Below are 15,529 nucleotides of genomic sequence, written 5' to 3'. Positions count from 1 at the left end.
CTTGATTACACCTTTAACAGCAGCGTATTTATCTAATCGGTTCAATCGGTGACTGAGACGAAAAGAACTAGCAGGAAAAGTTGAACTACTAGCGATCACAGATTTTTCTACGGTATTATTTTCGCCCTTGCTTGTCAAAATTATTGACAGATCATCGTGTCGTGCTAAATACCTGAAAAAGGCTAATTGATCATTTGGAGCAACCGGACTGTGTTGCAGGTACACCTGGAAAGAATTATTGGTCTGCCCCATTCGTGCTACCTGATCGTAATCCCTTGATTGATAAAAATTGACAATTATTAAGTAAGCCAGGCAGGTAATAATGGCTAAGCAGGTCGTTACCGTCTTCTTCATGGTTAACCCCTCCATTAATAAAAAAGGTGTAGTCAATTTTCACTAACTACACCAAAAATTATGTTACTTAACTAAAATATTATGCGTTCGACCATAAAAGTCCTTTGAAGCTCACACATTTTTGTTAACTTATGGGACTTTATTATACCTGTAATATACATTAAATTAATCATCTATGCAAGCGCTGTCAAAAATGATGCTATTTTCTTTGCGCACTCTAAAGGGCAAAAATTATGCAAAGATTGTAATAATAAAAAAGAACGGGAGGATTAATCATTCTGACTGGTTATATTCTTTGCAGTCAAAGGTAACGCCAAATGTAATTTATGAGATTATTGCCCAGTTTATTTTATTTTCTTTTGGTATTTTGGCGCAGTTTCTGGCGCCCAAATTAGGCAAATGAAGAAAGCGGCGAGAAGAACACATGCGCAAACCAACATTGCTAAAGCAGGACCCCCGCTTTCTGTTAGAATTGGCAATAAAAATGTACCAGCGGCTGCACCAATACGACTGATTGTGATACAGGTTCCTACGCCACTAGCCTGTACTTTAGTATCAAATAATTCGGTAGGATAGGGGTAATCAAGTACTAGGCCAGAGGACAAAATAACTGCAAAAATTGAAAAGATCACTATTTTAACTACGGAAGAAGCATGAGGCATTAATGCTAAAGTGCCTATTAATATTGCAGATAATAAAAAATTACTGATTAAAAAGAGGCGACGGCTGAGATGGTTAAACAAGTAAATTCCCAAGAATATTCCAACCAGCATGCTGATATTGTATAGATCTCCTGAAATTTTAGAATTACTGATGTTCATGCTTTGTAACAAAATAGGCAAGAAAATACTAATCCCAAAAAATGCAAAGGTTTGGCACGCGTAAAAGCTGCCTCCTACTAAAGTGCTGCGTAAATATTTTTTACTGAAAAGAATGGTCCATGAAGTTTGCCCAGATTTTTTAGGACGTTTAAAGTGGCGAGAAATACCCCATTTACGGCCTAGTATTCTGCCGATTAGTCTATTAGCTGCTTTAATTTTACCTTTACTGGCTAACCATCCAGGAGATGGTGGTAATGGAAATAAGCTGCGAAAAAGTGCAGTAAATAATGCCGGGACAGCGCCTGCTGCTAAAATGATTTGCCAGGTGTGGGCTCCATAGCCTTCAAGATAAGTCCCAGTTAAATACGAAGCAATAAACCCTAAAACCCAGTAGACTAATAAGTGACTCTGGCGCTTGCTATCTTCACCTTTAGGTAGCCATTCTGTTAATAGAGCATTTCCAGCTGTATAATCAATTGCCATCATTAGCCCGATACCGATTCTAATTAAAAATGTTAAAGAAAGGCTGGTTGTCAGCGGATGAAGAAGCGAAAGAACGGCTAGCACATACATATTGCTCATCAGTAATTGACTGCGGCCGATTTTATCAGATATACGACCAATAAGGGCACTGCTAGAAAGGCCAATCAAGCCGCCAGCTCCTATTAATCCAGTCCACATGTCACTAATTTGAATGTACTTGGTAGCGTTACTCATAGCCACACCCGTTATTCCTAGTGCAAAGCCACAGGTAAATTGGCCTAGGGCAATTGCTGTCATTACACGCAAGTGCACTTTTGAGAGAGGCGCTTTTTTATAATCTTTTTTAATTAATTTTTTCTTTTTTTCTTTCATAATAATAGACTGAAAATTCATTCTCCACTCTATTTAACTACTTCCTTTCACTATTTAAGGGAATAACCGCTACTTAACATAACAAATTTTGCTGGTTCGTGCAAAAAAGGCCAGGTAAAATGATTAAAGAAGAAATTGATAGCTAAAATTTATTTTTGAAAAAGCACGCTGAATAGTACCAAAACCAAGGCTGCTAAAAGCCAGATACTGGAATTTACTGCTGCTTTTGCTATGCCTTTATTTTCGACATTAATATGATTGATCAAATATTCAAAGGCAAAAATTAAGAGACTGAATGTGACTAGCCACAAAATGGCGCAGAGCCTGCCAGTAATGGAATAAGGGAAAAAGCCAGAATTAAAGCTTGTTAGTAAAGCAATAAAAAAGAAAGTAATAGTACCAGTGTAATGATTGATTGATTTTTCTTTAGTATTATGCAAAATAATTCCCTTCCATTAGTGGTAATTTAAAATTTTATTTCTGAATTTTAGTATTAAATAACTAAAAAGTAAAGTGGATTTCTGAATGATTACAAACAAAAAATCACTTCAAACTGAAGTGATCTTTTGTAATTAAACTAATATCTTTACATATTTGTAATCAAGAAAAAGATAACAAATATTACTAATAGGATATACATCATTGGTGAAACTTTTTTAGCTTGCTTAGAAGCAATCATGGTAATCGGGTAGGCTATCATGCCGAGTGCCAAGCCGTCAGAAATGCTGTAAGTCAATGGCATACCAACTACCGTTAAAAATGCTGGGAAAGCAATCTCAAATTTGTCCCAATTGATTTTTTTCAAGTTTCCTGCCATGAGTACGCCAACGATAATTAGTGCTGGTGCAGTAACAGTGGTGGGAATAACCGCCAGAAGTGGACTGAAAATCATTGATATTAGGAAGAAAATTCCTACGAAAATTGCCGTTAAACCAGTACGTCCACCCATAGCAATTCCTGCACTTGATTCTACAGAAGTTCCCAGTGGCGCAGTACCTAAGACAGCACCCTCGACCATTGCTAAAGAGTCGGAAACGAAAGCTTTTCCAATTCGTGGAATTTTACCATTTTTATCTACCATGCCAGCCTGTTCAGTCATTCCAATCAATGTACCTGCTGTATCAAAAAACGTAACAAGTAGGAATGTTAAAACAACCATGAATAGTTGTGGGGTATTAATATCTTTTAAGTGAAATACAGCTTGCCCAAATGTCGGAGCAATACTTGGAGCACTCGCAATAATACCTTTGGGAACAGCAACTTGTCCAATAATAACCCCCAAAACAGCTGTAATGACCATACCAATAAAAATTGATCCTGGTACATTCATTGCCATTAAAATTACGGTGAGGGTCAATCCAAAAAGAGTAATCCAAACAGCTGGTGAATTAAACTTGCCTAAGGTAACTAAATTGGAATCACTATTGACAATTAACTTGCCATTTTGCAGACCGATAAAGGCGATAAATAAGCCGATACCAGCAGAAATAGCATATTTCAGATCTTGTGGAATAGTATCAACTACTATTTCACGCAACTTCAAAATAGTTATTAAAATGAATAAAATAGATGCAACTAAAACAGCAGCTAAGGCAGTTTGCCAGTTAATATGCATTCCTCCGCAGACATTGTAAGCGAAAAAGGCTGCGCTACCTAATGTTGGAGCTAGAGCAACGGGGTAATTAGCTACTAGACCCATAATAAAGCAGCCAATTGCAATCGAAATTGCAGTAACTGTAAATGCTGCCCCTTTATCAATACCGGCTGCGTGCAAAATGTTTGGGTTAACAAAAAGGATGTAGGAGAGACTGACAAAAGTGGTTAATGCAGCAATTAACTCACGTTTGACAGTGGTATGAGCATCGTTTAAATGAAAGACTTTATCTAGTGTCGTCATTTTTCCTCCTAAAAATATTAAAATTATAAAGAACTAATATATCTAGTATATAACTTATTGGGTTAAATAGACTAGGTAATGCAAAATTATTTCCCAGGAAATAAAAAAGCAAATCTAAAAGTAGATTTGCTTTGCATGATTACCACATACCGATTAGTTTCATCCAAGCTAATCCGATAATGCCGTAAACTAAGATATAAAAAATACCAAATATAAAACTCAATTTCCACCATTCATCTTGTTTTACATAACCCGAAGAAGCTAAAACAGATGCAGCAGGACTGGAATAATGAGTAGTTGATCCCATGATTGCTGAAAATAGAGCTAGAAATTGGGCTGCCAGTAATTTTGGTGCACCGGCAGAAATTGCTACAGTTAATAATGGCAGATACATTGCCGAATTATGAGCTGTAGCACTGGCAAATAAGTAGTGGGTATAGAATAAGACTAATGCTAGAACTACTAAAACTATTAACCAGTTGAGGCCTTTCATTGCATTAGAAATGCTACTTGATATCCAGCCAATCAAGCCAAACTGAGTAAGCTTTTCAGCCATGAATACTAAAATTGACAACCAGATCAAGATATTCCAGGCACCAGTTTCACTTAGCAAGTCTTTAGGTGTTAATACACCAGTAAGTAACAAAAGGGAAACGGAAATGAAGGCAATTAATGTAGCATCAATTCCTAAAGTGCTGGAAAGCATCCAGAGCACTAAAGTAATTGCGAAAATGGCTGCCATTAATTTTTCAGATAACGTAAGCTTTCCCATTTTTGCTAATTCTTCATCAGCCCATTCTTTAGCGTTAGGAGTTTCTTTAATTTCTGGTGGATAAAGTTTGTAAACAAAATATGGCACCACAATTAAACAAATTGCTGCAGGTACAATGCTGGCCATTAGCCACGGCATCCAGCTAAGAGTTACTCCAGCCTTACCAGCTAGCGCAACGGCAATTAGGTTAGGCGCACATGCGGTCATAAATAATGACGAAGTTATGATATTAACTTGAAATTCAATAAAAGTTAGGTAAGCTCCCATCTTTCTACGTGATGGATCATTAGGTTTTGATCCAAAAGTATTGGCTAAAGATTGAATTAATGGATATACTACACCACCTGCTCTTGCACCATTTGAAGGAGTTGCAGGGGATAATTAAATCGATAGCTCCTATTGCGTAACCCAAACCTAAGGACTTATGACCAAACCACTTAACAAAATACAAAGCAATTCTTTGCCCCAAGCCGGTTTTTACGATACCTCGCGAAATCATAAAAGCCATAACTATTAGCCAGGCAGATGAATTAGCAAATGCATTAATGGCTCCCTTTTCGATTACTTTTCCGTTAACAATTTTGTCTGCAAGTGGTGCAAGCCCAAGACAAATGGTTAAAGTAAAGCCAATTAAAGTGACACCGCTGATTGCTATTGGTAATGTGATACAGCCGATAATTGTTCCAATAAATATTGCCAGCATATGCCAGGCTTGAACTGATACTCCGGCTGGACGAATTGGCGTCGTAAGCCAGAATATAAGGCCAAACAATAATGGCAATATAAATTTTTTGTAATCTATTATTTTCATAAAAACCTCTTCCAAAATAAAAAGCAAATATATGAGTACGATTGACATCAATATATTTGCTTAGTTTATCATATTATATTTTTTTAACAATTAGTAAGTCTTAGAAATTTAGTACCCATAGAAAGACAATAAAGACGAAGAAAAGAATCCACATCATTGGTGTAATTTCTTTAACTCTCTTGGCGGCAACCATGCATATAGGGTAGGTTATTAACCCTAAAGCCAAACCATCGGATATTGAATAGGTTAAAGGCATACCAATTAAAATTAGAAAAGCAGGAACTGCAATTTCCATCTTGTCCCATTGAATATGTGCTGTGTTTTGTGCCATCAGAACGCCAACAATAATTAATGCTGGCGCTGTAACATGTGTGGTAAACAAACCTAGCAGGGGACTGAATATCATTGATATTAAGAAGAAAATAGCCACAAAGACGGCAGTTAAACCAGTCCGGCCGCCAACAGCAATACCGGCACTTGATTCAACAAAAGCACCGACTGGTGAAGTTCCTAAAACGGAGCCAACCATCATAGCAGTTGAATCTGATGCCAGAGCTTTACCTACACGTGGCATTTTGTTGTCTTTCATAAAGCCAGCTTGTTGAGCTAAGCCAATTAAAGTACCGGCAGTGTCAAAGAAAGTTACTAAAAGGAAGGTAAGTACCACAACCCACATTTGTAGAGTATTAATATCTTTAACATGGAAAATTGCTTGGCCAAATGATGGAGCAATACTTGGTGCTACTGAAACTATTTTAGTTGGTAAAGGGATTTGTCCTGTAACTACACCAAAAATAGCTGCTAAGATCATACCAATAAAAATAGCTCCCGGTACATTTAAAATCATTAAAACAACAGTAACAATAAGGCCGAAAATAGTAATCCAGACAGCCGGATCATGAAGTGAACCCAAACCGACCAATGTTGATTTGTTTGCTACAATTAAGCCGCCATCTTGCATTCCCAAAAATGCGATGAACAGGCCAATTCCGGAAGAAATTGCGAATTTTAAGTCAGCAGGGATAGCATTGATAATTTTCTCCCTTAACTTAAACATAGTAATTAAAATGAAGATAATAGAGGCAACAAAGACAGCGGCTAAGGCTGTTTCCCATGAAACATGCATACCTACACAAACGGTATAAGCAAAAAACGCATTAATACCAAGGGCAGGAGCCTCTCCAATAGGATAGTTAGCAACGATACCCATAATAGCAGTACCTAAAGCACTGGCTAAAGCAGTGGCTGTAAAAACTGCCCCTTTATCCATGCCACTAGCTCCCAAGACACTTGGGTTAACAAATAAAATGTATGACATGCTGATAAAAGTTGTTAACCCAGCAAGAAACTCAATTTTAACATTGGTTTTGTACTTATCGAGTTGAAAATAACTCTTTATAAAATTCATCTAACCTCTCCCAAATATATTGTTCGTGTTTTAAGTCAACTAACGACTATTCTAGTTTACCATTCATTTAAAATAATGCAAACACGAATAATACTAGCTATAATTAGGCAAAGTAAGCATAATTTATTAATAGTTACATTTATGAACAAATTGACCTGTTAATACTTTAATCGGTAAAATGAGGGTAAATCGGTATTAATTTATGAAGCTCGATAGGAGAAAAAATGGGAAATTTAATTTTTTCAGATATAGATGGTACTTTAATTAATTCAAAGCAAGAAGTAACACCTAAAACTAAAATGGCTATTCAGAGACAAATTATTAAGGGTGATGTTTTTGTGCCAGTTTCTGCCCGCATGCCCAAGGCAATTATGTCAGTTGTCGGTGAAATTACTAAAGTATGTCCTATGGTTGCATATAATGGTGCTTTAGTTTTGGATGAAATGGGTTATACGCTTGATTCACGTTCCATGCCTTCTGCAAAAGCTGCAAAAATATGTACCTACATTGAACATAAAAATAATGGTGTTGTTTGGAATGTCTACAGCGGTAACAACTGGTATTATTTCCCAGGTAATAATGATGAATTAGTTAAGAACGAGGAAAAAATAGTTAAATTCAAGGCACAGCCAAGTTCAATTGCTGAAATCAGCCAACTTGAAAATGTTCATAAAATTTTGCTGATGGGCACGCCCGATTTATTAGATGCTACTCAAAAAGACTTGCAACAACTTTATCCGGAATTTTATATCGTAAAGTCAGCTGCAAATTTATTGGAAGTTGTTGTTAAGGGAGTTTCTAAGGGTCAGGGTGCAAAAGTAATAGCTCAGGCCTTGGGCGCAGATCTGAAAAAATGCTGGGCATTTGGCGACAATTATAATGACGAAAAAATGCTGCAATCAGTAGGTCATCCAGTAGTAATGGGGAATGCGCCGGAGAATCTAAAAAGAAAATTTGCAACTACTTTAGACAACAATCATGATGGAATAGCAGCGGTCCTTGACAAAATAAATTAGTGAATTTTATTTTGCTTCAAGCAAGGGAGATTGTGCTTTATTACCAAACCATTTGTGATTAATTCTTGTGAGAGTACCATTTCGTGCTAATTTTTCTAGTGCTTGATTGACTTTGCGTTTCATGGTAACGTCACTTTTTCTCATGCCGACACCAAATTCTTCTTTAGGGAAAGGACTATCGATTTCGGTAAAATTTTCCGGATGCTTTTGCTTGGAAATGTAATAGTCTGCATAAGAACTGTCGATTAATAGTCCATCAATCCGGCCTGCAGTTAAATCTATAAAAGCATTAGTAAAGGAATCATAGAGAATTGGATCATGATTTTTAATATGGTTTTTAAAAACTTTAGGATATTTCATTACATCGTTATAGCCAGAAGAACCGGTTTGTACTCCTAAAGTTTTATTTTTCATTGCAGCAATAGTATTAATTTTATTCTTTTTGAGACTTACTAACACTTGTGAAGTATACAAATAAGTTTTACTAAAATTAACTTTGGCCTTACGTTCTGGATTCTTGCTAAAACCATTCCATATCAGATCAATTGTGCCATTTTTAAGTTCTGTAGTGTTCATAGACCAGTCAATAGTTTGAAAGCTGACATTAATGCCATACTGCTTAAATACTGCATTAGCGAGATCAACGTCATAACCAATTAACTGACCATTTTTTTGTCTGAAATCCATAGGCACAAAAGTATCATCTACACCAACTGTGACGTAACCACGCTGCTTGATATGGGACCAATTGTCAACTTCGTTAGCTTTTCTATTAATTGACACACCACTACAGCCAGAGGCAAAAAAGATTGAACAGACGAGCGTTATTGTAAGAATTAAGAGGCGTTTAGTTTTCACTTATATTACCTTCTTATCATCTAATGCTTTAACTTTGAATACTTGATCAGCAACTTGACTGGCGAATTCCATGTCATGGGTCACAATAATTTGCGTCATTTTGTTATTACTTTTAAGTTTTAAAATTATTTCTCCGACTTTTGTTCTTAAATCTGGGTCCAAAGCAGAGGTGGGCTCATCATAACATAAAATATGGGGTTCCATTGCCAGTGCCCGTACAATAGCTACCCTTTGCTGTTGGCCGCCAGAAAGCTGATAGGGATAAAGATCTTCTTTACCAGTTAAATCCAATTGCTGCAATAACTTTTGTGCGTGAGTTTGCGCCTGCTCTGCGTTTTCTTTTAAAACTAAAGTTGGTGCCAAAGTAATGTTTTCAATTACAGTTAAATTAGGAAAAAGTTCGTAGTTTTGAAAAACGACTCCGATAATATGACTTTTGCTATCAGGAGCAGTCGGGTCAAATTCTTGCCCATCCCACAAGAATTCGCCCGAATCAATTCTTTCCAAGCCACTTAGACAGCGCAATAAAGTGGTTTTCCCCGCTCCCGAAGGCCCTACAATGGCTAAAATTTCTCTATCAGGAATAGTTAGGTTTAATTTGTTTAAGATGGTGCGTGAGCCAAATTTTTTGGTAATGTTTTTAAGTTCTAGCATATTGTTTCCTTCAATTTACTTCCACTTTGCGAAATTGCGTTCAATCTTCTTTAGTAAAAATGATGCAATACCGGTCATTAGTAAATAGATTATCCCAACTATTACTAAAGGAATCAGTGTTACGTCTCTGGCAGTAGCAACATTGCCGGCACGTAAAAGTTCACCTAGACCGATGACATATACCAGCGAAGTATCCTTAACCAGGTTAATAACTTCGTTTCCGATTGACGGTATAACAATTTTGCTGACTTGCGGAATTATAATATGCGTCAAAGTTTGCCAGTAATTTAGTCTCAAAACCCGTGCACTTTCATATTGTCCTATTGGAATTGACTGAAAACCCCCACGGAAAATTTCTGCGAAATAGGCTGTGTAGTTTAAGATAAAAGCAAAAAGCGCTGCATCGTAGCGTTGAAAAATTATTCCGACTATGGGTAAACCATAAAAAATAAAAATCAATTGTAACAAGAGTGGGGTGCCACGCATAATCCAAATATAAAATTTTAGAACTAATCGTAGAGGTTTAAAATATGACAGTAAGCCTAAGCTAACTATAATCCCTAAGGGAATAGCAGTAATTAAAGTCCAAAAGAATAAAATTAATGTCATTTTTGCACCTGCAAAGAGAGAGGGCATGATTGAAAGGATATAATTCATTTTTTCTCCTTCTTATGAAGTTAATTTAGTAAGGCGGGTAAATAATTAGCCTGGTCGAGCTAATTAAAGCTGGATAAATTAATTAAAAAAATATGTGAAAAATATATGATTCAATAATAACATAGTTTTCTGATTTTTTATTTGAGTAAGTAACAAAATATTTAAATTGTCTTTTAGTAATATAATTACTATCTATTACTTTTAGAGCTTTTATTATAAATTAAACAACACTTTAAAATATCAATAAGTAACATAAAAAGGCCATTAGTACATAGTGCTAATGACCTTTTGAACGATTTATTGTTAATCTATTTGAATATTTGTAGACTTATTCCATGATTCGGGTAATTTACCCATTTCTTTTAATTTGGCAACAATTTGATCAAGTACAACTTCTCTTGCCTGCTTATCAGTCATAAAGTCTAGCTTGTCACCATCTATCTCCATTTTGGGTGAGTAATCATACTTTTCATACCAAGGTTTATAGTAGCGTAAAAGCCGCTTATAATAATCTTCTAGCGTTGCATCATAGCTCAATTGTTCATAAGGTCGACCACGCTTTTGAATTCTTTTAATCATGGTATCGTATGAAACTTTAATATGAACCAGCAAGTCTGGATTTTTCTTAGGCATATGTTTGAGCTCACTCATCATATTATTAAGCAGTTCGTAATATGTATCTACTTCTTCACTCGTTGCACGGCCAATGTCCGCATTCATTTGGAAGAAAAGGGCGTCCTCATAGATTGAACGATCAAGAACATTATTATCATCAGTCAATGCATCTTTGATACTACGAAAACGAGTATTTAGGAAAAATACCTGAAGTAAGAATGCATACTTTTTAGGATCGGCATAAAAAAGTGGCAAAACAGGATTGTTATCGACACTCTCATAAAATGGTTTGGTTCCTAAATACTTAGCTAATATACTGGTTAAACTGGATTTACCGGCTCCAATTGGCCCGCTTAAAACAATAACTGTCATCACGTTCCTTCTCTATTCTAAATTGCCTATTGCGTGCAACTTATTATCAATTTGATTTAAAACTTCTTTTTTGGCATCTTCATCGCAGATAAAATCGTATTTATCCCCATCAATTTTAATTTTAGGCGAAGCATCGTATTTTTCATACCACGGTTCATAATACTTAATTAACCGTGCGTAGTAGTCTTTTAAACTGGGATCTGTACTGATTTGTTCAAATGAACGGCCCCGCTTTTTAATGCGTTTGAGCATTGTATCCAGGGAAACATGAATGTAAATTAGTAAATCTGGCTTTTTGCTGGGATTACCTGGGGTATCTTCCATCATGTTTTCGAGTAAGCTGTCGTATATTTTAAATTCAGTAGGATCAGCTACTTTACTGTCCGCGTTCATTTTGAAAAAGAGTGCGTCTTCATAAATTGAACGGTCAGATACACTATTTTTTTCACGAATTGCTTGGTTGATTTGTGCTAAACGGTGGTTAAGCAGATAGATATTAAGCAAAAAAGTATAGCGTTTCATGTCTTGGTAATATAAAGGAAGAACAGGATTATTATCAACTCCCTCATAAAAGGCTTGTGTACCTAAGTGCTCAGCTAAAATACTAGTTAAACTGGATTTACCGGCTCCAATTGGCCCACTTAAAACAATAACTTGGATCACGTTCTTTCATAAATACAATATATAGATTCTTATTTAGTTTAATACGAGATATAGTGGTATACAAGCAAAAAGTAAATTAAAATTTTAATCAAAAAGTCAAGTAATTTTGTATAATACAGAATAAAAAATTAAGTATTCAAGTAAATAATTTATTACAAAATTAGATGTTACACGTGAAACCAAAAAATCTGACTGATAAATCTTAATTAATTATTTTACTGAGGATTGATGCCGATATTATTCGGTGTTAAGCCCTTTTATTCTGTACTTTGATTCTTTCGATTCTGTGATAAATAAAGTAGTCAATAATTGCTCGTTTTGATTGCATTAAGTATAATAAGTGATTTTGCAATTATAGAACGAATTATTTTTTAAAGGCTCGAAAAAGTTGCAGTTGATATTTATTACTGCTGCTATGGGAAAATTCTAAGAATAAAAATTAAAAACAATTTGTTTTAATGTTAAAAAAGATATAAGTTAGTAAGTAAATTATAAAATTATTAGTAAATGATGGAAGCAAGAGGGCATAACTGATATCTTGAAAAGATTTTTATCTTTAGATAGTACAGCTCCTGCTGTAAGTACCAGTTAAGAGTCTTTTGAAGAAGTAATGCAAAAACCATATTATTCTATTAAACTAAACCAAAATTATTTTAGTATTAACCCTGAAAATAGGGATTTAGACAGGAAGTAAATCATGGACAACACTGTAGCAAAATTTTCGCTTTGGACCTACGTTAAACGTAATTCAGGCATGTATGTGATTCTGGCCATTTTATATTTTGGGCGGAATTTAGGTCAAATCGGTGCCAGCATTTTTGAAGGTAATGCACTTACTGCTTTGACACAGCACAGTTTAAAGGGTTTTATTGTTGATACAGGTTTAAACTTGCTTAGCTGGGGCTGTTTTCTGATTTTCTTTTTTTGTAGTTCACGGTATTCCGCTGTAATCATCAGGGCTGTCGATAATTCCATTAGGAGTTCATTAGACCATATAATTGGTCGTCAAGAGTATGAAAGCTTTAACAACCATACGGAAGCTGACTATGTTTACTGGTTCAATCATATTAGAAGATCAAACAAACTAAAATACACGACTCCGATTAAATATCGGAATCGTGCGTTAGGTCTTGCTTAATAATAAAATGTCTAACTTTTTAGTTGCACTTTAAATCTAGAGGGTTTTTCAATATTTAATAGATAACAAAGAATGTTGCTATTCTTGCGACATAATTAAGACAAACATTACTTATCTAGCGTGGAAAGCAAACTTAGGTAAATTCCTAAATCACCGGTTAATAATCTGTCTTCTTTATTTAGATATGTGATTCCATTAGTCCAGGTATATCTTCCTGACATAGTAGATGAACTTCCTATAATTATTTTTTTGATATTTAATTCATTGGTTATAAGACCTTTTTGAGGAAATTGCTTTAACAAATGTTCAAAGTATAAATAACCCGCATATCCAGTTTTTAAACTAAAATTATCAGGACGTAAGTCCTTTCGTTCATTAATCAAAGGTAGGTTACCTAAGAGATTAGCTGAATGAGAGCTATCATTTATATCAAATAACAAAAATGATAACCATATCCCCAAAAAACCATGCGAAAGACTTAATGATCCTGAATATGATAACATTTTGTTCTGATCCATGAATGAATACAATTCTTGATAAATTTGATTAGAAATAGCATAAACTTTTTTATTGTCTAAAAGATCATTTGCATAAGTTAATCCTATGAGTAATCCTGCTAATCCAAATCCTAAATTAGGGCTTATCTGAAGCTGAGGTTTACCTTTAGAACCAACGTCAAATGAGAGTGGCCATTGATGGGAATGATAGGTACGCTGAGTAATTTCTGTAATTATTTTTTAATTAGACGCGATAACTTGTCTCTACTTTTGTCGCTAGCATATTTAAAAGTTATAGAACAGGTTAATAACATACCAGCCAACCCGTGAAATAATCCTAACGGAACCTTAAAGAGAGGATATAATAGTAGAGAATTAAGACATGTAGTTAACTCGTCTTGACAATTATTGATACCAAATAGAATCATATTTGAAATAGAGCCATTGATTAAAGAAATATTTTCATAACTATCAGTATTTTTGATTAAATTATCCATTCCCTGACTATAAAGAGACATAATATACGGTTCTACATTAGTATGTTTCATTAGTACACTGGTACCTATCAATATGCCAGATAGTCCTTTATCTAATGAACTATTAAAGTGATTACTAGAAATTTGATTTCGTAATTTATTTCCAAAATAGCGTGCAGCGTTATCTATAATTTCTTTAGATAAGTCACTATTTTTCAACTGGTTATTTTCTGATAATTCTGATGAAAAATTATAATTTAGAGCAGTCCCAATTTTTTTAATCCCTGATTGAGCTATTTGCCCGGTTACGACAGTTTTACAGATATTATCAGCTGCAGTAATTAGCTTACTAACAAGACTATAGCCATCAATTGTAGAAAGAGCTTCAGGAAATGCTGGACGAATACCTGTAGCTAAGTAAAATTCTATGGCACCTAATCCAAATAAGTCTTCATTAAGAACTGCAAAACTTTTTGTCTTTTTTCCGTGTCGTAGATCTGCAAAACCAGGAGTAGCACCTTGTAGTGGATTAGCTTGATTAATCTTTTCAGTTAACTCAAAGTCAATCAAAAAGACATCTCCTGTTGAAGTATAAAAAATATTTTGCGGTGCTAAATCTCTAAATACAAAGTTATGGTTGTGTATTTTTTCTAAGGTGTTTTCCAATGATTTGACAATTTTCGTAATTAATTGATCCCGCTGATTAACATTTATCGGTGAATTGTTAAACAGCTCTGTTAATGGCATGCCTTTTGCGAAAGTTTCAATAAGGGTTAAGCTAGAATCATTTTTAATGACATTAACAATATGTGGAATATTAGATAAGTCTTGTAATTGCTTCAAAATATCAATTTCATGTTGTAAGCGAATAGTAGAATCTCGTCCAGCTTCATCAATAATAGCTTGTTTTATGCTCCTCTTAATTATTACTTTTGCTCCTCTAAAAACCGCTGAGAATACTAAACTTTTCGTACCTCGTGAAATCAAATTTATTTGCTCAATCTGAATGGCTTGTTCACCTTTTTTATTAGAAGCAAAGTTAGCTTGCAAAAAATGAGGAATCTTAATCCATGCAGGTGCATAGTGGCCTACTTGTCTAACATCATCTGTCCAGTTGCCATTCTCGTCTTGAATTTGAAATATTTTAATACCACTTTCACTTAAACGATAGTGGCTTTTGAAGCCTCCGTATCTTAAAAAAAGCGGCGTGTTTTTATACTGAATATCTGTGATAACTTTGGGAAATTTTTTGATAGATAAAACTTCGTTTAACTTTATACAAAAATTTTCTAACTCAGCTTCATTTAAAGTCATTGGAAGATAAATAGTTACTGTGTTCCTGTACTCAAATAACCTGCTCCGCCAAAAGCTAATCTTTGCGATTGGTGCAAGTTAGCAGGTATCTTGAAGCTATAACCTTTTTGAGATAAAAAAAGTAGCAAGTGTTGTAGATTGGATTGGAGTTCACTTGGTAAACAAGAAATATGGATTTTCCAGCCTTGATTTGGAAGAGGGTAAAGTTTAGAAATAAAATAAATCCAATTATCATCACTATGAACATGATAATTATTAGTTTTTTTAACGAGTTTAATTAAATTAAAATCCACAAACATAATTATTTCCTCAAATTTATTAAAAAATATTATTGATTTTTAATATTAATAT

At 34.7% G+C, this 15,529-nt stretch carries 14 protein-coding genes and 2 pseudogenes; 2 read left to right on the top strand and 14 right to left on the bottom strand.

Annotation, left to right across the window (positions count from 1 at the left end; all coding sequences use genetic code 11):
- From Q0K80_RS07675 to Q0K80_RS07650, 6 genes and pseudogenes are all read right to left on the bottom strand, one after another.
- A partial coding sequence (locus Q0K80_RS07675; protein ID WP_294605049.1) for a hypothetical protein occupies nt 1–354 on the bottom strand: 354 nt, incomplete at its 3' end.
- Between the two features lie 344 nt (nt 355–698).
- Complete coding sequence (locus tag Q0K80_RS07670; protein WP_294605052.1) at nt 699–2,030, bottom strand: MFS transporter; 1,332 nt, start codon at nt 2,028–2,030, stop codon at nt 699–701.
- Between the two features lie 149 nt (nt 2,031–2,179).
- Complete coding sequence (locus Q0K80_RS07665; protein ID WP_294605048.1) at nt 2,180–2,470, bottom strand: hypothetical protein; 291 nt, start codon at nt 2,468–2,470, stop codon at nt 2,180–2,182.
- 146 nt (nt 2,471–2,616) lie between these two features.
- Nucleotides 2,617–3,927 carry an NCS2 family permease gene (locus Q0K80_RS07660; RefSeq protein WP_294605046.1) on the bottom strand — a complete coding sequence of 437 codons (1,311 nt, stop codon included), beginning with the start codon at nt 3,925–3,927 and terminating at the stop codon, nt 2,617–2,619.
- A gap of 139 nt (nt 3,928–4,066) precedes the next feature.
- Nucleotides 4,067–5,510, bottom strand: a pseudogene (locus Q0K80_RS07655) (DASS family sodium-coupled anion symporter).
- A 100-nt stretch (nt 5,511–5,610) separates the two neighbouring features.
- Nucleotides 5,611–6,918, bottom strand: coding sequence for an NCS2 family permease (locus Q0K80_RS07650; protein ID WP_046325741.1), 1,308 nt, complete (start codon nt 6,916–6,918; stop codon nt 5,611–5,613).
- 224 nt (nt 6,919–7,142) lie between these two features.
- Here Q0K80_RS07650 and Q0K80_RS07645 point away from each other — a divergent pair, with 224 nt between their 5' ends.
- Nucleotides 7,143–7,934: a Cof-type HAD-IIB family hydrolase gene (locus tag Q0K80_RS07645; RefSeq protein ID WP_294605043.1), complete on the top strand. Its 792-nt coding sequence runs from the start codon at nt 7,143–7,145 to the stop codon at nt 7,932–7,934.
- Between the two features lie 6 nt (nt 7,935–7,940).
- On the opposite strand, the gene Q0K80_RS07640 is transcribed toward Q0K80_RS07645, so the two are convergent.
- The 5 genes from Q0K80_RS07640 to Q0K80_RS07620 form a co-directional block, all read right to left on the bottom strand.
- Nucleotides 7,941–8,792 (bottom strand): amino acid ABC transporter substrate-binding protein, encoded by an 852-nt coding sequence (locus Q0K80_RS07640; protein ID WP_294605042.1) that lies wholly within the window; start codon nt 8,790–8,792, stop codon nt 7,941–7,943.
- Complete coding sequence (locus Q0K80_RS07635; RefSeq protein ID WP_294605039.1) at nt 8,793–9,446, bottom strand: amino acid ABC transporter ATP-binding protein; 654 nt, start codon at nt 9,444–9,446, stop codon at nt 8,793–8,795.
- A gap of 15 nt (nt 9,447–9,461) precedes the next feature.
- Nucleotides 9,462–10,103 (bottom strand): amino acid ABC transporter permease, encoded by a 642-nt coding sequence (locus Q0K80_RS07630; protein ID WP_294605037.1) that lies wholly within the window; start codon nt 10,101–10,103, stop codon nt 9,462–9,464.
- Nucleotides 10,104–10,406: 303 nt separating this feature from the next.
- A complete protein-coding gene (locus Q0K80_RS07625; protein WP_294605033.1) occupies nt 10,407–11,090 on the bottom strand; it encodes a deoxynucleoside kinase in 684 nt (227 codons plus the stop codon).
- Between the two features lie 12 nt (nt 11,091–11,102).
- Nucleotides 11,103–11,753 carry a deoxynucleoside kinase gene (locus Q0K80_RS07620; RefSeq protein ID WP_045928851.1) on the bottom strand — a complete coding sequence of 217 codons (651 nt, stop codon included), beginning with the start codon at nt 11,751–11,753 and terminating at the stop codon, nt 11,103–11,105.
- A 1,042-nt stretch (nt 11,754–12,795) separates the two neighbouring features.
- Here Q0K80_RS07620 and Q0K80_RS07615 point away from each other — a divergent pair.
- Nucleotides 12,796–12,891: pseudogene (locus tag Q0K80_RS07615) on the top strand (IS3 family transposase); the annotation flags it as partial.
- A gap of 107 nt (nt 12,892–12,998) precedes the next feature.
- Here Q0K80_RS07615 and Q0K80_RS07610 read toward each other — a convergent pair.
- The 3 genes from Q0K80_RS07610 to Q0K80_RS07600 all read right to left on the bottom strand — a co-directional run bounded on the left by Q0K80_RS07610 (nt 12,999) and on the right by Q0K80_RS07600 (nt 15,477).
- The gene (locus Q0K80_RS07610; protein ID WP_294605027.1) at nt 12,999–13,394 is read right to left on the bottom strand and encodes a hypothetical protein; all 396 of its coding nucleotides are present in this window, start codon (nt 13,392–13,394) and stop codon (nt 12,999–13,001) included.
- Between the two features lie 227 nt (nt 13,395–13,621).
- Nucleotides 13,622–15,178: a protein kinase gene (locus Q0K80_RS07605; RefSeq protein ID WP_294605025.1), complete on the bottom strand. Its 1,557-nt coding sequence runs from the start codon at nt 15,176–15,178 to the stop codon at nt 13,622–13,624.
- Between the two features lie 14 nt (nt 15,179–15,192).
- A complete protein-coding gene (locus tag Q0K80_RS07600; protein WP_294605022.1) occupies nt 15,193–15,477 on the bottom strand; it encodes a hypothetical protein in 285 nt (94 codons plus the stop codon).
- Nucleotides 15,478–15,529: the final 52 nt, after the last annotated feature.

Origin of the sequence: uncultured Lactobacillus sp. (genome assembly GCF_945290125.1) — a bacterium.
In the GTDB taxonomy this organism is placed as follows: Bacteria; Bacillota; Bacilli; order Lactobacillales; family Lactobacillaceae; genus Lactobacillus; species Lactobacillus rizhaonensis.
The sequence above is the reverse complement of the archived record's forward strand: the minus strand, read 5'-3'. Positions and strand labels throughout refer to the sequence as shown.